Annotated in this window: 26 protein-coding genes and 1 pseudogene; 13 read left to right on the top strand and 14 right to left on the bottom strand. The window is 63.8% G+C overall.

Annotated features, from left to right (window positions below):
• Positions 1–15: 15 nt before the first annotated feature.
• Entirely contained in the window at positions 16–477 is a 462-nt protein-coding gene (gene queF / locus JG743_RS20335) for a preQ(1) synthase (protein WP_202292551.1), read from the bottom strand.
• Positions 470–628, bottom strand: a complete 159-nt coding sequence (locus tag JG743_RS20330; protein ID WP_202292550.1) for a hypothetical protein — start codon at positions 626–628, stop codon at positions 470–472. The genes queF and JG743_RS20330 overlap by 8 nt, the downstream gene beginning before the upstream one ends.
• Here JG743_RS20330 and JG743_RS20325 point away from each other — a divergent pair.
• Positions 618–2663 (top strand): oxidoreductase, encoded by a 2046-nt coding sequence (locus JG743_RS20325; protein ID WP_202292549.1) that lies wholly within the window; start codon positions 618–620, stop codon positions 2661–2663. The two genes, JG743_RS20330 and JG743_RS20325, sit on opposite strands and share 11 nt — an antisense overlap.
• A 111-nt stretch (positions 2664–2774) precedes the next feature.
• Positions 2775–3512, top strand: a complete 738-nt coding sequence (locus JG743_RS20320) for a hypothetical protein (protein ID WP_202292548.1) — start codon at positions 2775–2777, stop codon at positions 3510–3512.
• 134 nt (positions 3513–3646) lie between these two features.
• On the opposite strand, the gene JG743_RS20315 is transcribed toward JG743_RS20320, so the two are convergent.
• The gene (locus tag JG743_RS20315) at positions 3647–4054 is read right to left on the bottom strand and encodes a hypothetical protein (protein WP_202292547.1); all 408 of its coding nucleotides are present in this window, start codon (positions 4052–4054) and stop codon (positions 3647–3649) included.
• Between the two features lie 140 nt (positions 4055–4194).
• On the opposite strand from JG743_RS20315, the gene JG743_RS20310 reads away from it, so the two are divergent.
• Positions 4195–4593 (top strand): MarR family winged helix-turn-helix transcriptional regulator, encoded by a 399-nt coding sequence (locus tag JG743_RS20310; protein ID WP_244672833.1) that lies wholly within the window; start codon positions 4195–4197, stop codon positions 4591–4593.
• 38 nt (positions 4594–4631) lie between these two features.
• Here the strand turns inward: JG743_RS20310 and JG743_RS20305 are convergent, their stop codons facing one another.
• Positions 4632–6701 (bottom strand): putative bifunctional diguanylate cyclase/phosphodiesterase, encoded by a 2070-nt coding sequence (locus JG743_RS20305; RefSeq protein ID WP_202292545.1) that lies wholly within the window; start codon positions 6699–6701, stop codon positions 4632–4634.
• Positions 6662–6910: a hypothetical protein gene (locus JG743_RS20300; protein ID WP_202292544.1), complete on the bottom strand. Its 249-nt coding sequence runs from the start codon at positions 6908–6910 to the stop codon at positions 6662–6664. Before JG743_RS20300 ends, JG743_RS20305 begins: the two co-directional genes overlap by 40 nt.
• A 92-nt stretch (positions 6911–7002) precedes the next feature.
• Here JG743_RS20300 and JG743_RS20295 point away from each other — a divergent pair, with 92 nt between their 5' ends.
• Both JG743_RS20295 and tdh read left to right on the top strand, forming a co-directional pair.
• Entirely contained in the window at positions 7003–8190 is a 1188-nt protein-coding gene (locus tag JG743_RS20295) for a glycine C-acetyltransferase (protein ID WP_202292543.1), read from the top strand.
• Between the two features lie 51 nt (positions 8191–8241).
• On the top strand, positions 8242–9276 hold the full coding sequence (tdh, locus tag JG743_RS20290) for an L-threonine 3-dehydrogenase (protein WP_202292542.1): 1035 nt from the start codon (positions 8242–8244) through the stop codon (positions 9274–9276).
• A gap of 183 nt (positions 9277–9459) precedes the next feature.
• Here tdh and JG743_RS20285 read toward each other — a convergent pair.
• The 3 genes and pseudogenes from JG743_RS20285 to JG743_RS20275 form a co-directional block, all read right to left on the bottom strand.
• Positions 9460–9746, bottom strand: a pseudogene (locus JG743_RS20285) (GIY-YIG nuclease family protein).
• Between the two features lie 77 nt (positions 9747–9823).
• Positions 9824–10590 (bottom strand): IS5 family transposase gene (locus tag JG743_RS20280; protein ID WP_202292541.1). Its coding sequence is split into 2 segments (ribosomal slippage): positions 9824–10252 and positions 10255–10590, totalling 765 coding nucleotides; the frame shifts between segments, so codons are not numbered across the junction.
• A gap of 138 nt (positions 10591–10728) precedes the next feature.
• A complete protein-coding gene (locus JG743_RS20275) occupies positions 10729–11172 on the bottom strand; it encodes a MarR family winged helix-turn-helix transcriptional regulator (RefSeq protein ID WP_202292540.1) in 444 nt (147 codons plus the stop codon).
• Between the two features lie 110 nt (positions 11173–11282).
• Between JG743_RS20275 and hmgA the strand changes: the two genes are divergently transcribed.
• The 6 genes from hmgA to JG743_RS20245 are packed head-to-tail and all read left to right on the top strand — an operon-like array spanning position 11283 to position 15666.
• On the top strand, positions 11283–12596 hold the full coding sequence (gene hmgA / locus JG743_RS20270; RefSeq protein WP_202292539.1) for a homogentisate 1,2-dioxygenase: 1314 nt from the start codon (positions 11283–11285) through the stop codon (positions 12594–12596).
• Complete coding sequence (locus tag JG743_RS20265) at positions 12593–13453, top strand: MBL fold metallo-hydrolase (protein ID WP_446720867.1); 861 nt, start codon at positions 12593–12595, stop codon at positions 13451–13453. Before hmgA ends, JG743_RS20265 begins: the two co-directional genes overlap by 4 nt.
• A gap of 2 nt (positions 13454–13455) precedes the next feature.
• Positions 13456–13806, top strand: a complete 351-nt coding sequence (locus JG743_RS20260; RefSeq protein ID WP_202292538.1) for a DUF7660 family protein — start codon at positions 13456–13458, stop codon at positions 13804–13806.
• A gap of 15 nt (positions 13807–13821) precedes the next feature.
• Positions 13822–14835: a fumarylacetoacetate hydrolase family protein gene (locus JG743_RS20255; RefSeq protein WP_202292537.1), complete on the top strand. Its 1014-nt coding sequence runs from the start codon at positions 13822–13824 to the stop codon at positions 14833–14835.
• Between the two features lie 4 nt (positions 14836–14839).
• Positions 14840–15133 carry a hypothetical protein gene (locus JG743_RS20250; RefSeq protein ID WP_202292536.1) on the top strand — a complete coding sequence of 98 codons (294 nt, stop codon included), beginning with the start codon at positions 14840–14842 and terminating at the stop codon, positions 15131–15133.
• The gene (locus JG743_RS20245) at positions 15130–15666 is read left to right on the top strand and encodes a DinB family protein (protein ID WP_202292535.1); all 537 of its coding nucleotides are present in this window, start codon (positions 15130–15132) and stop codon (positions 15664–15666) included. The genes JG743_RS20250 and JG743_RS20245 overlap by 4 nt, the downstream gene beginning before the upstream one ends.
• Positions 15667–15685: 19 nt before the next feature.
• On the opposite strand, the gene hppD is transcribed toward JG743_RS20245, so the two are convergent.
• Positions 15686–16801, bottom strand: coding sequence for a 4-hydroxyphenylpyruvate dioxygenase (gene hppD / locus JG743_RS20240; RefSeq protein WP_202292534.1), 1116 nt, complete (start codon positions 16799–16801; stop codon positions 15686–15688).
• 139 nt (positions 16802–16940) lie between these two features.
• Between hppD and JG743_RS20235 the strand changes: the two genes are divergently transcribed.
• A complete protein-coding gene (locus tag JG743_RS20235) occupies positions 16941–17408 on the top strand; it encodes an Lrp/AsnC family transcriptional regulator (protein WP_202292533.1) in 468 nt (155 codons plus the stop codon).
• Here the strand turns inward: JG743_RS20235 and JG743_RS20230 are convergent.
• The 4 genes from JG743_RS20230 to aztA form a co-directional block, all read right to left on the bottom strand.
• Entirely contained in the window at positions 17405–17743 is a 339-nt protein-coding gene (locus JG743_RS20230) for a TIGR01244 family sulfur transferase (protein ID WP_202292532.1), read from the bottom strand. The two genes, JG743_RS20235 and JG743_RS20230, sit on opposite strands and share 4 nt — an antisense overlap.
• Before the next feature lie 168 nt (positions 17744–17911).
• Positions 17912–18853: a zinc ABC transporter substrate-binding protein AztC gene (gene aztC / locus JG743_RS20225; protein ID WP_202292531.1), complete on the bottom strand. Its 942-nt coding sequence runs from the start codon at positions 18851–18853 to the stop codon at positions 17912–17914.
• A gap of 25 nt (positions 18854–18878) precedes the next feature.
• The gene (aztB, locus tag JG743_RS20220) at positions 18879–19754 is read right to left on the bottom strand and encodes a zinc ABC transporter permease AztB (protein WP_202292530.1); all 876 of its coding nucleotides are present in this window, start codon (positions 19752–19754) and stop codon (positions 18879–18881) included.
• The gene (aztA, locus tag JG743_RS20215; RefSeq protein WP_202292529.1) at positions 19754–20581 is read right to left on the bottom strand and encodes a zinc ABC transporter ATP-binding protein AztA; all 828 of its coding nucleotides are present in this window, start codon (positions 20579–20581) and stop codon (positions 19754–19756) included. The genes aztB and aztA overlap by 1 nt, the downstream gene beginning before the upstream one ends.
• A gap of 231 nt (positions 20582–20812) precedes the next feature.
• On the opposite strand from aztA, the gene JG743_RS20210 reads away from it, so the two are divergent.
• Complete coding sequence (locus JG743_RS20210) at positions 20813–21157, top strand: RidA family protein (protein ID WP_202292528.1); 345 nt, start codon at positions 20813–20815, stop codon at positions 21155–21157.
• 123 nt (positions 21158–21280) lie between these two features.
• Here JG743_RS20210 and hutC read toward each other — a convergent pair whose 3' ends face one another.
• Positions 21281–22027, bottom strand: a complete 747-nt coding sequence (hutC, locus tag JG743_RS20205; protein WP_202292527.1) for a histidine utilization repressor — start codon at positions 22025–22027, stop codon at positions 21281–21283.
• Positions 22028–22036 lie beyond the last annotated feature (9 nt).

Below are 22036 nucleotides of genomic sequence, written 5' to 3'. Positions count from 1 at the left end.
GTCACCTCATCCCGCTCAGCCGCGCCCCCGATAGGGCGCAACGCCGGTATCGGGCAGCCAGGCGCCTTCCGGCGGTGCGCCGGTCTGCCAGAACACGTCGATCGGGATGCCGCCGCGCGGGAACCAGTAGCCGCCGATGCGCAGCCAGAGTGGCTTGGTCGCCGCCACGATGCGACGGCCGATCATCACGGTGCAGTCTTCATGAAAGGCGCCGTGGTTGCGGAACGAGGTCATGAACAGCTTCAGAGACTTCGATTCCACCAGCAGGGCATCGGGCGCATAGTCGATGACGATGTGGGCGAAATCCGGCTGGCCGGTGACCGGACAGAGCGAGGTGAATTCCGGGCAGGTGAAACGCACGATCGCCGGCGGTCCGTCGCCGCGCGTAAACGGCACGGTCTCAAGGACCGCCTGTTCGGGGCTTTGTGGCGTCTCGACGTGCTTGCCGAGCTGGGTGAGGTTTTTGGCTTCAGTCATGAGCGGGGCCTTCTTGGTTTTCGCCGCTCAATAGCACCAGGGGCAAAGGCGCGCAGCGGTTTTTGGACAAATCCGATGCGAGAAATGGACGCTGGGGCGGTTCACGCTGCTCCAGCACAATTTGAAACAGCAGGAAGACGATGACCAGCAACGACCCGCTTCTCCAGCCCTACCAGCTCAAGCACCTGACGCTGAAGAACCGGGTGATGTCGACCAGCCATGAGCCGGCCTATTCCGAGGACGGCATGCCGAAGGAGCGCTACCGGCTCTATCACGCGGAGAAAGCCAAGGGCGGCATGGCGCTGACCATGACCGCCGGCTCGGCCATTGTGTCGCGCGACAGCCCGGCCGCTTTCGGCAATCTGCATGTCTATGACGACCGTATCGTGCCGTGGCTTGCCGAACTCGCGGATGCCTGCCACGAGCATGACTGCAAGGTGATGATCCAGATCACCCATCTCGGCCGCCGCACCGGCTGGAACAAGGCCGACTGGCTGCCGGTGCTGTCGGCCTCGCCTGTGCGCGAGCCGGCGCATCGCGCCTTTCCAAAGACCATCGAGGATTGGGACATCGAGCGCATCGTTTCCGACTACGCGTCCGCCGCCCAGCGCTGTCAGGCGGCCGGCCTCGACGGCATCGAGTTCGAATCCTACGGCCATCTGATGGACGGCTTCTGGTCGCCCGCCACCAACCATCGCGACGACGAGTATGGCGGCTCGCTCGACAACCGGCTGCGCTTCACCGACATGGTGCTCGATGCCGTGCGCGCCGCGGTCGGCGAAAAGTTCGTCGTCGGCATCCGCATGGTCGCCGACGAGGATTTCGAGAAGGGCCTGTCGAAGGAAGAGGGCGTCGAGATCGCCAAGCGGCTAGCCTCATCCGGCAAGGTCGATTTCCTCAACATCATCCGCGGCTCGATCGAGACCGATGCGGCGCTGACGAAGGTCATTCCGGTGACCGGCATGCGCTCCTCGCCGCATCTCGATTTCGCCGGCGAGGTGAGGGCGGCGACGAAGTTCCCGACCTTCCACGCGGCGCGCATTTCCGACGTCGCCACGGCGCGCCACGCGATCGCCACCGGCAAGCTCGACATGGTCGGCATGACCCGCGCCCACATCGCCGATCCGCATATCGTGCGAAAGGTGATGGAGGGCCGCGAGCACGAGATCCGCCCTTGCGTCGGCGCCACCTATTGCCTCGACCGCATCTATGAGGGCGGCGAGGCGCTGTGCATCCACAATGCGGCGACCGGACGCGAGGCGGAGATACCGCATATCATCGCGAGGAGCGACGGGCCGAAGAAGCGTGTGGTGGTGGTCGGAGCAGGCGCCGGCGGACTGGAAGCCGCGCGCGTCGCGGCCGAGCGCGGCCATCAGGTGACGGTGCTCGAAGCCTCCAGCCAGGCCGGCGGCCAGGTTCGGCTGGCGACGCAGAACCCGCGCCGCAAGGAGTTGATCGGCATCATCGACTGGCGGCTGGCAGAGCTCGATCGTCTCGGCGTCGAGATCCGCTACGATACCTGGGCGGAGAAGGATGACGTGCTGGCGCTGTCTCCTGACGTGGTGATTGTCGCCACCGGCGGCCTGCCGCAGAACCCGCCGCTGACGGCCGGCGGCAATCTCGTCACCTCGAGCTGGGATATCATGGCGGGCGCCGTCAAGCCGGCCGAGACCGTGCTGCTCTATGACGACAATGGCGGCCACCAGGGCATGGGCGCGGCCGAGCTGATCGCCAACAGCGGCTCCAAACTTGAGCTGGTCTCGCCGGAGCGCTTCTTCGCGCCGGAAATGGGCGGCCTGAACCACGTGCCCTATATGCGCGCGTTCCAGGAGAAAGGCGTCACGATCACCATCAACACCAGGCTGCGTTCGTTGCGGCGCGAAGGCAACCAACTCGTCGCCGAGCTGGCGTCGGACTTCGCCGATGGCTGGCGCGGCGAGCGCCGCGTCGATCAGGTGGTGGTCGAGCATGGCACGGCGCCGCTCGACGACCTCTATTTGTCGCTGAAGCCGCTGTCGCAGAATACCGGCGCGGTCGACTACGAGCGGCTGGTGAGCGGCGGCGATATTTTCCCAAGGCGTAACCCGCAAGGCGGCTTCGTGCTGTTGCGCATCGGCGACGCGGTCGCCTCGCGCAACATCCACGCCGCCATCTATGACGGCATCCGCTTCGGCCTGCGGATCTGAGCGGTTGCCGATCGGCCTGACTGGACTTGGCCGGTCATATTTGCAATTTTCTGCCACCGGTCCGAGGCTGGCACAACCTGTGCCGAAGGGTCCGCTCAGTCGGGGGCTTGCTTGACCGCAGAAGACTTGTTCGTTCCGCGCCAGACCAATACGGCGCTTTACATGCAATTGCACGGGGGCGGGCACACGGTGGACGACATCCTCCGCGTCCAGAAGGCCTACCGCGTGGCTTGCGCTATGTTCAACGGCCGCTACCGCAAATCGGCGCGGCCCTTCATCTGCCATGCGGTGGGCGCCGCATCATCGGCCGCGCATTTCGACAGGAACCTCGACCTTGTCATCGCGGCGCTGTTTCACGCCGCCTACGACAGCGCCCAATATCCGGACGGCAAATCCAGCCGGCGCAGCGATGCGCACCGAAAGTGGCTGGAGCAAAAGATCGGGCCCACGGTGGAAAATCTTGTGGCAAGGGTCGACGCAATGAAGTTCGACACCGGAGACCCAGAGCGCCTTGCCGCGCAAGGTGTGCCGGCTGGTGACGAAGACATCCTGTTTGTGCGGCTTGCCCACGAGATCGATGACATGGCGGATGGGGGAATGGCATTTGCTCCCAAATATGGCCAATCGATAGAATCGCGGGTCAAGGCCTGTGCCACCCTGGCCAGGCGGTTGGATCGCGAGCGCTTGGCCGCGACGATAGAAGGCTACGGCAGCCTGTACGAGACGCAGGCGTGGGCGAGCGCGCTGCAGGACGCCAAGTTGGGAGGTTTTCGTATCGCGCCGAATTTGCGCACATACATCAAGCTGCGTTGGGAAAATTGGCGCGGAGGCAAGGTCGAGGTGCTTTGATTGGCAGGGCGGATGTCCGCGATCATGGCTGCACGCGCACCGGACCTTCGCAAGGAGAGCCACCTGCCGCGCCGGTCCGGTGCGCGCCGCGCCTGGCACCGGCTTGGCGCCGGCGCCGAGCGATCTTTTCCGACCTAGAACATCCTGGCGGTGGCCATGCACAGCACGGTAAGCACCAGCAGCCAGGCGGCGATGCGTTCGCCCACGGCCATCTTTGCGCGCAGCATCGGTTCGGTGGTTGCATCGGCACCGGCGAGTTGGCTGCTGGGCCGGCGCACCATGGCGCCGAGGACGCCGGCGGCCGCGATGGCCGCGACGATGCCGATTGCCAGCACGATCTCCATCGAGCCGAAGCTGCCCTCGTGGAAGAAATACCAGAGCAGCGCGCCGGTCACGAACACTATGCCCGATGCGCCGAGTTGCGGCCGGATGAAGCGCTCCGCCTTGATCTCGGGATCGCGGGCGAGCGTGATTGTCGTGCCGGCCCAGAACACGCCGGCCATGACGTGAAGGCCGATGACGATAATGTAGACATATTGCATGACCGCATTCCTTCCTTCCGCCGCCCACCAAATAGTTAGATATCGAATGATTCGATGTCAATCTATAATGGCAAGTTCCAACGCCCAATGCCTTGTTCTACTGTCGCATCATGACACCCTTTGACCGCCCCCCCGTCGGAATGAACCTCGCCCGCACCGCCAAGGTGGTGGCGCAGGCTTTCGATGCCGCCCTGGTCGAAGCCGGCGGCACGCTGCCGGTCTGGCTGACGCTGCTCTCGGTCAAGTCGAAGGAACTCGCCAACCAGCGCGAGCTCGCCGGCATGATCGGCATCCAGGGTGCGACGCTGACCCATCATCTCAACGCCATGGAGGCGCAAGGGTTGCTGACGCGGCGGCGCGATCCGGATAACCGCCGGGTCCATCAGGTGGCGTTGACCGAGGCCGGGGAAGCGATGTTCGAAAGGTTGCGCACGGCAGCACTTGCCTTCGACAAGCGGTTGCGGGCGGGATTGCCGGACGAACGGCTGGCCGAATTCGCTGAGGTGCTTGCGGCGCTGCGGACGAATGTGGGTGGCTGAAGCGACGCTCCGTCACCCGTCATAAATACTGATGCACCCTAAGCCAGGCTGCCCTGCAGCACCTTCAGCTTCGCCTTCTTCGGGTTGCGCGCCGTCAGCCATTCGCGCGCCTTGTCCTGCGGCATCGGGAAGGCGATGGAATAGCCCTGCACCTGGTCGCAACCGATCGCCATCAGCGAATCGAGCTCGGCTTCGGTCTCTGCGCCTTCGGCCACGATCGAGATGCCCAGCCCGCGGGCAAGCTCGGTGATGGCGCGCACGATCTTGGAGTTGTCGCCATTCTCGTTGATGTTCTGGACGAAGCGGCGGTCGATCTTCAGCCGATCGATCTCATTCGGGTTGACGTGGCTGAGCGAGGCATAGCCGGTGCCGAAATCGTCGAGCTCGAGATGGACGCCGGCGGCGCGGATCTGCCTGAGCTTGGCAGCGATGCCGGTCTTCTCGTCATCCAGGATGACGGATTCGACGATCTCCAGCGACAGTTTCTGCGGCGCCAGCCCAGCCTTCTCCAGCGTCCCGAACAGGAACCTGTCGAAGTCCGGCTCGCGCAGCTCGGTGCCGGAGACATTGACGGCGAGCCGCCCGAAATCGATGCCGGCCCGGTCCCACTCCGCCGCCTCGTTGATCGCCTTGCTGATGACGATGCGGCCGATCTCCGGCATGAAGCCGCATTTCTCGGCGACCGGAATGAACTCGCCCGGCGAGATCATGCCGCGTTCGGCGTGCTTCCAGCGCACGAGCGCCTCGATGCCGCTGATCTTGCCACTGGTCAGCGACACCTGCGGCTGGAAATAGACTTCGAACGTCTTGTCGGCGATGGCCGCGCGGATGTCGTGCTCGAGCTGCTTTCGGTAGTCGAGCTCGCGCCGCAGCTCCTCGGAGAAGAACGAGAAATTGCCGCCGCCGAGCTTCTTGGCCGAGTAAAGCGCAAGGTCGGCATGGACCAGAAGATCCTCCGCATTGTCGGCGTCGACCGGGTAGACGGCGATGCCAGCGCTGGCGCCAGGCAGGATGGTCGTGCCCTGGAAGGTGATCGGCTCGTTGATCTGCTCGAGGATGCGCCTGGCCAGCATGTTGATGTCCTCGGTGCCACCGGCGCCGTTGAGGATCATCACGAATTCGTCGCCGCCGAGCCGGGCGCAGAGATCCGAGGCCCTGCAGGAGTCGCGCATGCGCTGCGCGGTAACGACCAGCACATAATCGCCGGCGGCGTGGCCCAGCGTGTCGTTGATCTGCTTGAAGCGGTCGAGGTCGAGCTGGATCACCGCCAGCCGCTCGCGCCGGCGGTGCGCACCCTTGATCAGCGTGTCGAAATGGTCGGTAAGGAAGGTGCGGTTGTGCAGGCCGGTCAGCCCGTCATGGACGGCGATGAAGGCCATCGAGTTGCGCGCGTCGACCAGCTCATGCGTCTTGCGCAGGATCGCCTTGGACATCGGCCTGAAGATGAACAGCGCCACCAGCACGATGACGCCGATGGTGGCGAAGAACAGGGTGCGGTGGAGATCGAGCAGCTTTCCCGAGCGCTCGTCGGCAAACGCGCTGATGCGCTGGCCAAGCGCGGCGTAGCCCGACAGCGTGGCATTGGCGACCGAGGCGTCGAGATCGACGCGGTCGGCGCCGCCCTTGTAGCCGTCGAGGCCGGTCGTCAGCTTGGTCTCGAACGAGGAGATCAGTCGCTTGCCATTGGCGATCAGGCCGACGGAGAAGTAGTCGAGGTGGAACGGCTTGGCGAACAGCACGTTCTCGATCGACTTCGGATCGAAGCGCGCCGGCGACATCGGGTCTGCGCCCGTCTTGTCAAGGAGCAAGTCGTAATTCGTTTCGAATTCCGCGGTCGCCTGCTTGAGCGCGGCAACCAGGGCCGGCTGCTTGTCGCGCGAGGCCGCGCCCGTCGCGCCGGCCAGGAAGACGATGCGCTGCGACAGCGCCTTTTGCGTGCTGACGATGTTGAGCAGCGAGTCGTTGTTCTGCTGCGCCGCCATCATCTGCTGCAGGAGCACGAAGGAACCCATAACCATGGCAGCGATGATCAGCAGCGCCAGCCAGTAGCCGCTCTTGATCAGCAGTGTCAGCTTGCGCGAAACGCTATGCACCGGCTGCTGCGACATTTCTGGGTGACCCCTCCCGCCGACGGATTCCCGTCCTGGTTTTCATTGCGTGAAGACCATTGACTTGAAAGGGTTAACAGGCAGGCAAGCAGCCCGGCCGGCAACGCGGCCGGCACCGGAAAGCTGCGGAAATGGTTATCACGTCCTTTCGCCGGATCGGTGCATTTGAACGCATCGCCGCCCGTGCCGCCGAAATTGGATGTCGTCAAGCTTTCGCCGCGCCACCGAAGCCGTCGCTTTTGCGATGGATTTTTCAGCCGCGCGGCGCGACAGTCCGCCTCGAACCGAACAGGGCCGAACCATGAGCACAGCGTTCCTTTCCCACATCGACAATGAACTTGCAGGGCTGAAATCGGCCGGCCTCTACAAATCGGAGCGGGTGATCGCCTCGATGCAATCGGCCGAGATCGAGGTTGCTGGCCAGAAAGTGCTGAATTTTTGCGCCAACAACTATCTCGGCCTCGCCGACAGCGCCGAATTGCGCGAGGCGGCCAAGCAGGCGCTGGACCGCTACGGCTACGGTATGGCCTCGGTGCGCTTCATCTGCGGCACGCAGGAGGAGCACAAGCAACTGGAGGCGACGATCTCGTCCTTCCTCGGCATGGACGACACCATCCTCTACGGCTCCTGCTTCGACGCCAATGGCGGCCTGTTCGAGACGCTGCTCGGCGAGGAGGACGCCATTATCTCCGACGCGCTGAACCATGCCTCGATCATCGACGGCGTCAGGCTGTCGAAGGCAAAGCGCTTCCGCTACGCCAACAACGACATGGCCGATCTCGAGGCGCGGCTGAAGGAGGCGAAGGACTGCCGCTTCCGGCTGATCGCCACCGACGGTGTGTTCTCGATGGATGGCATCATCGCCAACCTGAAAGGCGTCTGCGACCTCGCCGAGAAATACGATGCCATGGTCATGGTCGACGACAGCCATGCGGTCGGCTTCGTCGGCAAGAACGGCCGCGGCTCGGCCGAGCATTGCGGCGTCGAGGGCAGGGTGGACATCATCACCGGCACGCTCGGCAAGGCGCTCGGCGGCGCCTCCGGCGGCTACACGTCCGGCAAAGCCCAAGTGGTCGACTGGCTGCGCCAGCGCTCGCGGCCCTATCTGTTCTCCAACACGCTGATGCCGGCGATCGCCGGCGCCTCGATCAAGGTGTTCGACATGATCCGCAATGGCGGTGCTATGCGCGAGCGCCTCTATGCCAATGCGGCGCGGTTCCGCTCCGAAATGGGCAAGCTCGGCTTTACGCTCGCCGGCGCCGACCATCCGATCATCCCGGTGATGCTGGGCGATGCGGCACTCGCGCAGGAGATGGCGGCGCGCATGCTGAAGCGCGGCATCTACGTCATCGGCTTTTCCTTCCCGGTGGTGCCGAAGGGCCAGGCGCGCATCCGCACGCAGATGTCGGCCGCCCATTCGAGCGCCGACATCGACCGCGCGGTCGAGGCGTTCGGCGCGATCGGCAAGGAACTGGGCGTGATTTCCTGAACGGCTGGCGCTGAAAACGATTCCGGATCAAGAGATTCAAGGGACAAAAGAATGTCGAACATGATGAAGGCGCTGGTGAAGGCCAAGGCCGAGCCGGGCATCTGGATGGAAGAGGTGCCGGTGCCGGAGATCGGCCCCAACGATGTGCTGATCAAGGTCAGGAAAAGCGCCATCTGCGGCACCGACGTCCACATCTACAATTGGGACCAGTGGGCGCAGAAGACGGTGCCGGTGCCGATGGTAACCGGCCATGAATTCGTCGGCACAGTCGCCGATTTCGGCGCGGCGGTCACCGAATACAAGCTCGGTCAGCGCGTCTCGGGCGAAGGCCACATCGTCTGCGGCCACTGCCGCAATTGCCGGGCGGGCAGGGGGCATCTCTGTCGCAACACGCTCGGCGTCGGCGTCAATCGGCCGGGAGCCTTCGGCGAATATGTCGCCATCCCGCAGCACAATGTGGTGCCGATCCCCGACGACGTGCCGGACGAGATCGCCGCGATCTTCGATCCCCTGGGCAATGCCGTCCACACCGCATTGTCCTTCGATCTCGTCGGCGAGGACGTGCTGGTCACCGGCGCCGGGCCGATCGGCATCATGGGCGCGCTGGTGGCGCAGTGCGTTGGGTCCAGGAAAGTCGTCATCACCGACATCAATCCGGTCAGGCTGAACCTGGCCAGGAAACTGGGCGTCCAGCATGTCGTCGACGCCTCGAAGGAGAAGCTGCGCGACGTCATGCCTAAGCTCGGCATGACCGAAGGTTTTGATGTCGGCCTGGAGATGTCGGGCGCGGCGCCCGCCTTCCGCGACATGATCGACACCATGAACAATGGCGGCAAGATCGCCATCCTCGGCATCGCGCCGACCGGCTTCGAGATCGACTGGAACAAGGTGATCTTCAAGATGCTGCACCTGAAAGGCATCTACGGCCGCGAGATGTTCGAGACCTGGTACAAGATGATCGCCCTGGTGCAGGGGCCGCTCGATGTCAGCGGGCTGATTACGCATCGCATCGGCATCGACGATTTCCAGACCGGCTTCGACGCGATGCGCAGCGGCAATTCCGGCAAGGTGGTGATGGATTGGTAGGGCCTTGATGGGAGGCCTTCGCGCCCCCCTCTGTCCTGCCGGACATCTCCCCGCAAGGCCCATGCGGAGGCGAAGAACGCCGCCCTATCCTTCGTCATTCTAGGGCGGAGCAAGGAGCGAAGCGACGCGCGCAGACCCTAGAATCCATGCCGCGACGCGCGAGCCCCGCAACGGCGCAGACGTTCACCAGCCAGTTCCGCGAAACAGCTCGAACCATTCCGGATTGGTCTTCTCGATCAGCTCAACCTTCCATTGGCGTGGCCAGCGCTTCAACTACGTCTCACGCTGGATAAAATCGGTGATGTCGAAATATTCCTCGTACCAGACCAGGCGCTGCACGCCATAGCGGTTAGTAGATCGTGAGCCTTGGCCGGTCTTGTGCTCGGACATTCGGCGGCCAAGGTCGTTGGGACACCGATATAAATTGTGCCGCCTTTCTGGCTTGCGGTCATGTAAACGTAGCCGGTCATTAGGCGATCTTAGTTGGTGCAGTCATCGGCGGCTATTCTGGACCGTTGCATTCTTGGCTTAGGTAACGGCATGGATTCTAGGGCGTGGACTCAACGTGTCGCAGCCATATTCGGAGCGATGCGAGATTGAGGATGGCCAGGTAGTTGCGTGCGAGCTTGTCAAAGCGGGTTGCGGCCCGGCGGAATTGCTTGAGCCTGCAGAAGAAGCGTTCGATGCGGTTGCGCTCCCGGTAGAGCTCTGGCGGAACCACACGTTTATTCTTGACGTGACGGCGGGTTGGAATGTTGGCCGAGCCACCGGTTCTGGCAATGAGAGCAACTAACGGCCAGCTGTCGTAGCCTTTGTCAGCGACAAGCGCCTTTGCCGGCGGCAACCCTTCAATCAGCTGCGGGGCGATGGTCTTATCGGATGCCTTGCCCTCGGTGATAAGCAAACGGATGGGCAGACCATCCTGATCGACAAGGGCATGAACCTTGGTGCTTAGTCCGCCATGAGAACGGCCAATGGCGTTATCCGGACCCCCTTTTTACCGCCCGCGGCATGCTGGTGAGCGCGGATTATCGAACTGTCGATTAAGTGCAAAGACTGTGGTGACTTAGCCGCCAGGGCTTCAAACATCGCCAACCAGACACCTCTCTTGGCCCAGCGGTTGAAGCGATTGTAGACCGTGGTGTAGGGGCCATACCGTTCGGGCAGATCGCGCCAAGGCGATCCGGTCCTCAAAACGTAAAATATGCCATTTACCACCCGCCGATCATCGACCCGCTTCTTGCCCAAACCGTGCGGCGGCAGAAGCGGCTCCACGATTTGCCATTCCGTCTCGCTTAGATCGTAGCGTGCCATCATCGCCTCCAAATCAAGGCGTTGAATCACTGCTTCAAACGTCGTGCAAGGGTTGAGTACGCGCTCTAGGGTCTGCGCGCGTCGCTTCGCTCCTTGCTCCGCCCTAGAATGACGAAGGGATAGGGCGGCTTTCCTTCGCTACGGAGCGGAAAGAGCCCCCTCCAGCGCCGCCACCCCGCTGACGATCGCTGCCCGCTCCTCGGCACTCAGCCTCCCCAGCAATTCCCGTTCGAACGCTTTCGCCAATGGCACCATCTCGCGATAGGCGGCAAGGCCCGCCTTGGTAAGCGCGAGATCCTCGACGCGCCGGTCGTTTTCATCGGGCGTGCGCGTCAGCCAGCGCCGGCGTTCCAGCTCGGCCACGGCGCGAGAGACCTTGGTCTTGTGCATGGCCGATTGCTCGCCGAGCGCCGTCGCGGTCATCGTGCCGTGCTGGCCGAGCCCCGAAAGCGTGCGCCATTCCGGCCGGGTCAGGCCGTGACGGTCCCTGTAAATGGTCGAGAATTCCCGGCTGACAGCGTCGGCCAGCCGATAGAGCCGGTAGGGCAGGAAGCTTTCGAGCTCGAGGATTTCCGTTTCCATCGCCTGTGCCCTGTTCTTGATAGTTACATTCTAGATGGTTACAAATGAAACCAGTTTGGTCAACATCCCCGGAAGCCGAGAGCGGCATGACGGGGATACGGGAGGATCGGATGGCCTTTTCCTACATGCCGGGTTTCGGCAACGACTTCGAGACCGAGACGCTGCCCGGTTCTCTGCCGCAGGGGCGCAATTCGCCGCAGCGGCCGGCCTACGGGCTCTATGCCGAGCAGCTTTCCGGTTCACCTTTTACAGCGCCGCGTGGCACCAATGAGCGCTCCTGGCTCTACCGCATCCGGCCGAGCGTCCGGCACACCGGGCGCTTCAAGTCCGCGCTCTATCCGCTGTGGAAGACAGCACCCAATCTCGGCGACCACGAGCTGGCGCTTGGCCAGTATCGCTGGAACCCGGTGCCGATGCCGAAGGAGCCTACCGACTTCATTGAGGGCATGCGGACCTTCACCACTGCCGGCGACGTGCTCGGGCAGTCCGGCATGGCGGCGCATGTCTATGTCGCCAACCGCTCGATGACCGACGACCATTTCTTCAACGCCGACGCCGAGATGCTTGTCGTGCCACAGGTCGGCGCCTTGCGCTTCGTCACCGAGATGGGCGTCATCGAGTTGAGACCCGGCGAAATCGCCGTGCTGCCCCGCGGCCTCGTCTTCAAGGTCGAGCTCACCGATGCCGAGGTGCGCGGCTATGTCTGCGAGAACTACGGCGCCAAGCTGACCATGCCCGACCGCGGCCCGATCGGCGCCAATTGCCTTGCCAATCCGCGCGACTTCAAGACGCCCTGCGCCTGGTTCGAGGACAGGGAGACGCCGTGCCGGCTGATCGTCAAATGGTGCGGCTCCTTCCATGTCACCGAGATCGGCCATTCGCCGCTCGACGTGGTCGCCTGGCACGGCAACTACGCGCCCTACAAATATGATCTGGCAACCTTTTCGCCGGTCGGCGCCATCCTGTTCGACCATCCCGATCCGTCGATCTTCACCGTGCTGACGGCGCCGAGCGGCGAGGAAGGCACCGCCAATATCGACTTCGTGCTTTTTCCGCCGCGCTGGCTGGTGGCCGAGGATACGTTCCGGCCGCCTTGGTACCACCGCAACATCATGAGCGAGTTCATGGGCCTGGTCCATGGCCAGTACGACGCCAAGGAGGAGGGCTTTGTGCCAGGCGGCATCAGCCTGCACAATCTTATGCTGGCCCATGGCCCCGATGCGTCTGGCTTCGAAAAGGCCTCGCGCGTCGAGCTGAAACCGGTCAAGCTCGACAACACCATGGCCTTCATGTTCGAGACCCGATTCCCGCAGATGCTCACGCGCTACGCCGCCGAGGTAGAAACCAGGCAGGACAATTACATCGACTGCTGGGCCGGATTGAAGAAGCGTTTTAACGGCACGCCCGAGGGCGACTGGTCTTGAATTTGGACCGCCTCGTTCTTCTCGGCTGCAAGGGCGGTCCGGCGATCCGGCCGGGCGGGCCGTGGCCGAGTTCCTCGCTGCTTGAGATTGGCGGCCGCGTGATCGTCGTCGATTGCGGGCTGGGCGTCACCCGCGGACTGGCCGATGCCGGGCTCAGCCTGACGACGCTCGACCTTATCTTTGTCACGCATCTTCATTCCGATCATGTGCTGGAGCTCGGGCCGCTGATCCACACCGCCTGGACGGCGGGCCTCGCCACACCGGTGACCGTCTTCGGTCCGCCCGGCACCGGCCACTATTGGCAGCGCTTCTGCGAGGCGCTGCAGTTCGATATCGAGATCCGCATCGTCGACGAAGGCCGGCCGGACATAAGGGATCTGGTCTCGGTCGATGAGTTCGGCGAAGGCCTGGTTGTGGAGGAGCGCGGCTTGAAGGTGACGGCGCTGCGCGTCGACCATCCGCCGGTGACCGACTGTTTTGCGCTGCGTTTCGAGCATGGCGGCAGGAGCGTGGTGTTCTCCGCCGACACGGCCTTCTTCCCGCCGCTGGCCGGCTTCGCCAGAGATGCCGACATCCTCGTCCACGAAGCCATGCTGGAGGAAGGCATCGAGCGGCTGGTGGCGAAAACCGGCAACGGCGCCCGGCTGCGCGAACATCTGCTCGCCAGCCACAGCTTTGCAGAAGAGGCCGGGCGCATCGCCAGCGATGCCGGCGTCAAAAGACTGGTGCTCAATCACCTCATTCCGGCCGACGATCCCGAAATCGGCGAGTCCGATTGGGAGGCCGCGGTCAGGAAATCGTGGGCCGGTGACTTGACGATTGCCCGCGACGGCCTTGTTGTGGGGTTTCGGGAGTGATGATGGCCGACAAAGAGCTTTGGGACGAGGTGGATAAGTCCGGGGAGAAATCCTGGGCGCAGCTCTCCCCGTTTCTCGACGACGTGCGGGACTTGCCGTCTTTTGTCCGCTTCATCGATGCGCTGCGCAAGGACCGCGAGGATGCCGACCGCAAGGAGGCGTTGCGGTCAGCAGCGCCTTACACCAGCTGGAACGGCTGGGAAAACGGCTCGATAGCAAATTTCCTCGAAGCCGCGGTCGCTTGGGCCACCACCTGGACTGATGACAGCCGTGGCGATGCAGCCCATCTCATGGCTGACAATCCCTGGAAGGCCGCGGCCAGAATTCTCTATGCCGGCAAATATTACGAATAACCATTGGGAGGATGCATGAAGCTTGCCACATTGAAGAACGGGACGCGCGACGGAAAGCTGGTCGTGGTCTCGCGCGATTTGACGCGGTTCACCGATGCCTCCTTCCTGGTGCCGACGCTGCAGGCCGCGCTCGACGACTGGCGGCGGATTTGGCCGCATCTGGCGACCATAGCGGAATCGCTGGAGAACAATGCCGTGCCCTCGGCGCGCTTCCACGAGCACGACGCGCATTCGCCGCTGCCGCGCGCCTATCAGTGGGCGGATGGCTCAGCCTATGTGAACCATGTAGAACTGGTGCGCAAAGCGCGCGGTGCCGAGATGCCGGCAAGCTTCTGGACCGATCCGCTGATCTACCAGGGCGGCTCGGATAGCTTCATTCCGCCGCGCGACCCGATCCGCATGGCGGACGAGGCCTTCGGCATCGACATGGAAGCGGAAGTCGCCGTCATCGTCGACGACGTGCCGATGGGCGCCGGCCTCGACGAGGCCAGGGACGCGATCCGGCTGGTCATGCTGGTCAATGACGTGACGCTGCGCGCCATCACCGGGCCGGAGCTTGCCAAAGGTTTTGGCTTCTTCCAGTCGAAACCGTCCTCAGCCTTCTCGCCGGTCGCGGTGACGCCGGACGAACTCGGCGATGCCTGGGACGGCGGCAAGGTCAGCCTGCCGCTGCTGGCCGACCTCAACGGCAAGCCGTTCGGCCGGGCGAATGCCGGCATCGACATGACCTTCGATTTTCCGGCCCTGATCGTCCATGCCGCGCGGACGCGGCCGCTCGCCGCCGGCACCATCATCGGTTCGGGCACCGTCTCCAACAAGCTGGATGGCGGGCCGGGCAAGCCTGTCTCGGCGGGCGGTTCCGGCTATTCCTGCATCGCCGAACTGCGCATGATCGAGACCATAGAGAGCGGCGAGCCGAAGACGCCCTTCCTGCGCTTCGGCGACGCGGTGCGCATCGAGATGAAAGACAAGGCCGGCCATTCGATCTTCGGCGCCATCGAGCAGAAGGTCGAAAAATACGTGGGGTGAGGGGATGCCAGGCGAAGCCGTCTATTTGCTGTTTGGCGTCTGGACGCTGGCCATTCTGGTGGTCTTCATCCAGGCAATCCGGCTGAGCTACCGCATCGAGGCGCGCTCGCCTGATCTCACCAACCGCAGCGGCTTTCCGCGCAACGCGATGATGTTTCACACCATCACCAATCTGAGCGTCGCGCGGGATGAGGAAACGCAAGGCCTGCGGCGGAAAATGATCCGGCTGCTGCTGATGGTCGTCGCCGGCTTCGTGGTTTTGGCGGCGGGCATCGGTCTGGTCGACAGCGCGCCATGACTCTGCTCGAGCATCTGCGCCGCATGGCGCGCAACAATCGCTGGTCGAACGACCGGCTCTACCGTGCCGTGCTGCAGCTAAAGCCCGGTGAATTCGAAGCCGAACGCACCAGCTTCTTCCCGTCGATCAGGGAGACGCTCAACCACATCCTTGCGGTCGACCATCTTTATCTCGACTTCCTGACAGAAGGCGGAGCCGGCGCCGCCGCCTATGATGATTTCGTGCCGTTTGACGACGTTGCCGATTTGGCAGTGGCTCAGATCACGTTCGACCGCAGGCTTATCGCCTTCTGCGATGCTTTGTCCGAGGCCGATCTCGACCGCCGCGTCATCACCGACCGGCGCGAAGACGGTATGATCCCTGAGCGGATCGGCGACATCCTCGCCCATGTCTTCCTGCACGACATCCATCACCGCGGTCAGGTGCATGCGATGCTTTCCGGCACTTCCGTTCCGCCGCCGCAGTTGGATGAGTTCCTGCTCGACTACGATTTGAAGCTGAGAAAAGAAGAGGTCGAGCGGCTCGGGTTGTGAGCCGCTCGACGCCTGAGGCCTACGCCGCCTTGCCGTCCAGCTTGATCACGCCGCGCTTGATCTGGTCCTGCTCGATCGACTCGAACAGGGCGCGGAAATTGCCCTCGCCAAAACCTTCGTCGCCCTTCCTCTGGATGAACTCGAAGAAGATCGGCCCGATCACCGTTTTCGAGAAGATCTGCAGCAGGATCTTGGTCATGCCGCCGTCGACGACGCCTTCGCCGTCGATGAGGATGCCGTGCTTCTTCATCCGCTCGATCGGCTCGTCATGGCCGTTCACGCGGTCATGCGACATCTCGTAGTAGGTGTCGGGCGGGCCGGGCATGAATTTCAGCCCGTTGGCGGCGAGCCTGTCGGTGGCCTCGTAAATGGCGTCGGTGCCGACGGCGATGTGCTGGATGCCTTCGCCATTGTACTTCTTCAGATATTCGGCGATCTGGCTGGTCTCGTCCTTGGACTCGTTGAGCGGAATGCGGATCTTGCCGCAGGGCGAGGTGATCGCCCGGCTGACGAGCCCGGTGATCTTGCCGTCGATGTCGAAGAAGTGGATCTGCTTGAAGCCGAACAGGTCGCGGTAAAAGTCCCACCACTTGTCCATGTTGCCGCGATAGACGTTATGGGTGAGGTGATCGAGGTAGTAGAAGCCGACGCCCTCGGGCTTCGGGTCGCGCTCGCCCAGCCATTCGAATTCGGCGTCATAGGCCGAGCCCTTTTCGCCATAGGTCTCGATGAAATAGAGCAGCGAGCCGCCGATGCCGACGATGGCCGGTACGTCGAGCGCCTTGTCGGGGCCTTCATAAGGCGTGGCGCCCTTCGAAACGGCATGCTCGAAGGCGTGCTTGGCATCGACCACGCGCCACGCCATCGAGGCGGCGCAGGGGCCATGCTTGTCGACGAACTTCATCGCATGCGAGCCGGGCTCGGCATTGACGACGTAGTTGATGTCGCCCTGGCGCCAGACGGTGATGTCCTTGCTGCGGTGCTTCGCCACCGCGACGTAGCCCATGCGGGCGAAGAGCTCGGCAAGCTTGGCGGGCTCTGGATGCGCGAACTCGACGAATTCGAAACCGTCGGTGCCGGCGGGGTTCGCCTTGCTGATCCTGGCGGGCGGGGCGTCGTGCGGGAAGGGGCCCATGGCGGTTCTCCGAAAAGCTGTTGCGGCCGGTCTTGGCCATCTTCGCTCATGATAACGCCTGAGGGCCGCACGGTGCTTGCATTCGAACGCCTGAAATGCTCATGTCATGCGTAGAACGTGCATGAATGGAGAGAAATCCGTGGATGATGCGCGCCTTGATCAATTCGACCGCAAGATACTGGCGCTGCTGCAGGGCGACGCGCGGCTCACCAACAACGACCTCTCGGAGCGGGTGAACCTGTCGGCTTCGCAGTGCTCGCGCCGCCGCCAGCGGCTGGAAGAGGACGGCTACATCAAGGGCTATCGCGCCGTGCTCGACCGCGACAAGCTCGGCTTCTCGCTGGTCAATGTCATCTCGGTGACCTTGGCCACCCACAACCGCGACAACGCCCGCCGCTTCGGCGAGCTGGTGGCGCGGCTGCCCGAAGTGCAGGAGGCGCACGCGCTGACCGGCGAGATGGACTACATACTGAAAGTGGTGACGCCCGATCTCAAATCACTGTCCGAGTTCGTCAACGGCGTGCTCCTGCCGCACGAATCCGTCCAGCACGTGAAGACGGCGATCGTGCTGGAGACGCTGAAGGAGACAGGCGCGCTGCCGATCTAGCCCCTCGACTGCTGGATCAGCCCATAGAGATTGGTGCAGCGCGCGCCGGAGCGGCAGTAGGCGAACACCGGGCCCTCGAGCTCGTCGAGCGCCGCGGCCTGGTCCTGGACATTCTCGAAGGTGATCTGGCCGCTGATGACCGGGATGAAGCGGAAGGCGAGGCCCGCCGCCTCGGCGGCCGCCTGGACGCTTTCGGCCGAAGGCTGGCCGGGCTGTTCGTTGTCCGGCCTGTTGCAGATCACGCTCTTGAAGCCGGCTTCCTTGATGGCGGCGATGTCGCCGGGCTGGATCTGGCCCGAGACCGAATAGTCGTCGCTGATCTCTCGGTATTCCATGGTCGTCCTCGCAATCTGGTTCGGCGGCAGTCTTGCCACTCCGGGAAGAGACTGGCAACCGCCGTTGCCGGGCGGCACCCTTGGCACTGCTCGGCGTCCTAGCTGCAAATAGATATTCGCCGTGGAAAATCCAGCCGGGCCGTCATGACCCGGCTGGAGTGCAAGACCTCAGCTGCCGAGGATCGCGCCTTTGATCTGGGCGATGTTGTTGTGCATCATGTCGATGTAGGTCGAGGCCGGACCGTCGGGCTGCGACAGCGCATCCGAATAGAGCGTGCCGCCGACCTTGATGCCCGTCTCGCTGGCGATCTGCTCGATCAGCCGCGGATTGGTGATGTTTTCCACGAAGATCGCCGCCGCCTTGTCCTGCTTGACCTGGTTGACCAGCTTGGCGACGTCGGCCGCCGACGGTTCGGAATCGGTCGAGATGCCCTGCGGCGCGAGGAAGGTCAGCCCATATTCGTGCTCGAAATAGCCGAAGGCGTCGTGCGAGGTGATGACGACCCGCTTCTCCTCGGGGATCGACTGGATCGCCGCCTTCACTTCGCCTTCCAGCGCATCGAGTTTCTTCGTGTAGGCCGCCGCGTTGGTCTGGTAGCCGACGCAACCCTCGCTGTCAGCCGTGCAGAAGGCCTCGGCGATGTTCTTCACATATATCCTGGCGTTGGCGATCGACTGGAAGGCGTGCGGGTCGGTGACCGTCTTGCCGCCGCCGGTGCCGGCGCCTTCGGCTGCGTCGGCATCGGCGAATTCAGGCTTGAAGTCGATCGGGGCGACGCCGTTCGTCAAGGTGACGATCGCGGCCTTGGTGGCGCTGGCGTCGACCAGGCGTTGCAGGAAGCCTTCGAAATGCAGGCCATTGACCAGCACCACGTCGGCGCCGGCCATCGCCACCGCATCGGCCGGGCTCGGCTCGTAGACATGGGCGTCGCCATCCGGCCCGACGATGGTGGTGATGTTGACCCGGTCGCCGCCGACATTCTTGGCAAAATCCGCGATAACGGTGAAGCTCGCCACCACCTTGAGCGGCGCGGCAAAGGCCGTCGAGGCGCCAAAGGCCGTTAATGTTATAACGCTCATGGCCAAGGCGGCGCGGAAGGATTTCAGCATTGGGCGGGTGTCCTTGCTTGGGGGGTCAGGCGGTCCGGTGACGATGGTGCACGATGCGGGCGCGCAGCGCGCCGCGCGAACCGAACACGATCGAGAAGAAATAGACGACGCCTGCCGACAGGATGATGGCCGGGCCGGACGGCAGCGACGCGTGATAGGAAAGCAGCAGCCCGGCGATGCAGGACGCGAAGCCAATCAGCACTGCCAGCACGCACATCGGCTCGACGCGCACCGTCCAGAAGCGGGCGGCGGCGGCCGGCAGCATCATCAGCCCAACCGACAGCAGCGTGCCCAGCGCCTGGAAGCCGCCGACGAGGTTGAGCACGACGAGGCCGAGGAAGATGAAATGCACCGGGCTGCCCATGCGGCTCACCGAGCGCAGGAACAGCGGGTCAAGGCATTCGGCGACCAGCGCCCGCCAGAAGATGGTGAGGGCGACCAGCGTGACCACCACGATGCCGCCGATCAGCGCCAGCGCTTCGTTGTTGAGCGCAAGCACGGTGCCGAACAGGACGTGCATCAGATCGACGCTGGAGCCGCGGATCGATACCAGCAGCACGCCAATGGCGAGCGAGATCAGGTAGAAGGCCGCCATCGAGGCATCCTCGCGCTGGATGGTGAAGCGCGAGACCGCGCCGGCGCCAAGCGCTACGATAATGCCGGCGATCAGCCCGCCTATGGTCATCGGCAGGATCTCCAGCCCGTAGAGCAGGAAGCCGGCGGCGGCGCCCGGAAGGATGGCGTGCGCCATCGCGTCGCCCGACAGGCTCATGCGCCGCAGCATCAGGAAGACGCCGACCGGGCAGGCGCCGAGCGACAGCATCAGCGAGCCGAACAGCGCCCGCTGCATGAAGGCGAAATCGGCGAAAGGCGCGATGAAGAGGGCGTAGAGAAAGTCCATCAGGCCGCCCTCGGTCCGGAGCCGTGCTGGTGATCGTGATCATGCGCATGACCATGGTCATGGTCATCGTCCCCGGCATGATCATGATGGTGATCATCCGGCTCGCACCACGGCGCGTTCTCTTCCCACGCCTCGTGGAAACGCCGCGCCTTGAGCAGGTTTTCCGGCCGCAGCGTCTCTTTTGTGTCGCCCCAGGCAACCGGCTGGCGGGCGAGCAGCAAGGTTTCGGGGAAATTCTGCCGGACAAGCTCCAGGTCGTGCACGACGACCATGATGGTGCGCTCCTCGCCATGCCAGCGTTTTATCAACTGGATCAGGTCGCCGACGGTCTTGGCGTCGACGGCGTTGAACGGCTCGTCGAGCAGGATGAGGTCGGCGTCCTGCAACAGCACGCGGGCAAACAGCGTGCGCTGCAACTGGCCACCAGACAGCGTGTCGATCGGGCGCTTCTCGAAGCCGCCGAGGCCGACCGCCATCAGCGCCTGGCTGACCGACTCGCGGTCATCTTTTGTATAGCGGCCGAGCAGGCCGCGTTTCGGCCAGAGACCGAGCGATACCAGGTCGACGACCCGGGCGGGGAAGGTACGGTCGAGTTCGGACTGTTGCGGCAGATAGGCGGTGCGCACGCCGGGCATGCGGACCACGGCGCCGGCCATCGGCTTCAACACGCCGACGATGCCTTTCATCAGTGTCGACTTGCCCGAGCCATTGGCGCCGACCACCGCCGTCAGCGATCCCTTGCGGATGGTGCCGTCGAGATGATGGATCGCCGGATGACTGCCGTAGCCGAGCGTCAGGTCGCGGAAGGTCAGGCAGGCATTGGTCATCGGCGGTCCGTTGGGGCAATGGCCCTTCGTCAGGGTCGTCAAGTCGATATGTGATGTTATTACATTAGTCAACCTGGCCAGTCGGGCGAGACCGCGGCGCGGTGGTCACTTCGGCGTGTACGATTGGCCTTCGGTTGCCGTCTTGGCTCAAGAGGTTTCGCGCCGGCCGGCCTTGCCCGGAGCAAGCCGCAACTCTAAAGAAACGCCACCGACAACAGGAAGGAACGCCCCATGAGCATTCGTCGCATCGATGTTGGCCCGCGCATGAGCCAGATCGTTATCCACGGCAACACCGTCTATCTGGCCGGCCAGGTCGGTGAGCCCGGTGGCAACGTCGCTTCGCAGACCCGCGACATCCTGAAGACCGTCGACGAATTGCTGGCCAAGGCCGGCACCGACAAGACCAAGATCCTGCAGACCATCATCTGGCTGGCCGACATGAGCACCTTCGCCGAAATGAACGCGGAATGGGACAAGTGGGTGCCGCAGGGCCACACGCCTGCCCGCGCCACCGGCGAGGCCAAGCTGGCTGGCCCGGAATATCTGGTCGAGATCATCATCACGGCGGCGATCTAGCGCCTGCCTTCTACCTCCCCCTTGTGGGGAGGTCGGACCAAAGGTCCGGGTGGGGGTCTGCGCCGCACCCCCGCCCCGCCGCTTAGCGGCGACCCTCCCCACAAGGGGGAGGGTAAAGAAGCGCTACCCCTGCGACGGCGTGAACCTCGCCACCAGCGTGTGGCTTTCCGCCGGATAGATGAAGCGGACATGGGTGACCGGATGCTCGGCGCTCCAGGTCCGGCGCTCGACCACCAGGCAGGGCGCGCCGGTATCAATGTCGAGCGCGTCGGCGATGTGCTCGTCCGCGGCCGTGGCGCGGATGCGGTGCTCGGCTTCGCTCCACGGCACGCGGCCGATCAGCCAGGGGCCCGGTGCAATGCCCAGAAACTCCTCCTCGGCGGCTTCCGCGACGGCGGCGAGATTGATCAGCCGCTGCTCATGCGCAAACGGCCGCTCGCCGGCGAAATGCAGGCATTCCAGCGCAAGCACCTGTCCTGAGGCGGTCAGCTCCAACAGAGCGCGATCCTCGGCGCTGCTGCGTCGCTTCAGCCGCGCCAGCCTTTCGTAGCGGTAAGGCAGGCCGAGCGCCTCGACCTCGATCCGGATGTCGTGGATTTCCAGCACCGCCGCCTGCGATTGCGGCCGGCGGACAAAGCTGCCGGAACGGCGGCGGCGTTCGATCAGCCCGGCCTTGGCAAGCTGCGACAGCGCCTTGTTCACCGTCATGCGCGAGCAATTGTATTCCGCCGTCAGCTCGTGCTCGAAGGGGATGCGATGGCCGGGCGCCCAGGCGCCGGACAGGATTTTTTCGCTGATGTCGGACAGGATGCGCTGGTGCAGCGAGACGCCGTCGCTGCTTTCCATCTCTGTTGTCTCGACCATGCTCATGGGAAATAC

The organism is Mesorhizobium sp. 131-2-1 (assembly GCF_016756535.1).
Taxonomy (GTDB): domain Bacteria; phylum Pseudomonadota; class Alphaproteobacteria; order Rhizobiales; family Rhizobiaceae; genus Mesorhizobium.
Note: the sequence above shows the minus strand (reverse complement) of the source record. Positions and strands in the feature narration are given on the sequence as shown.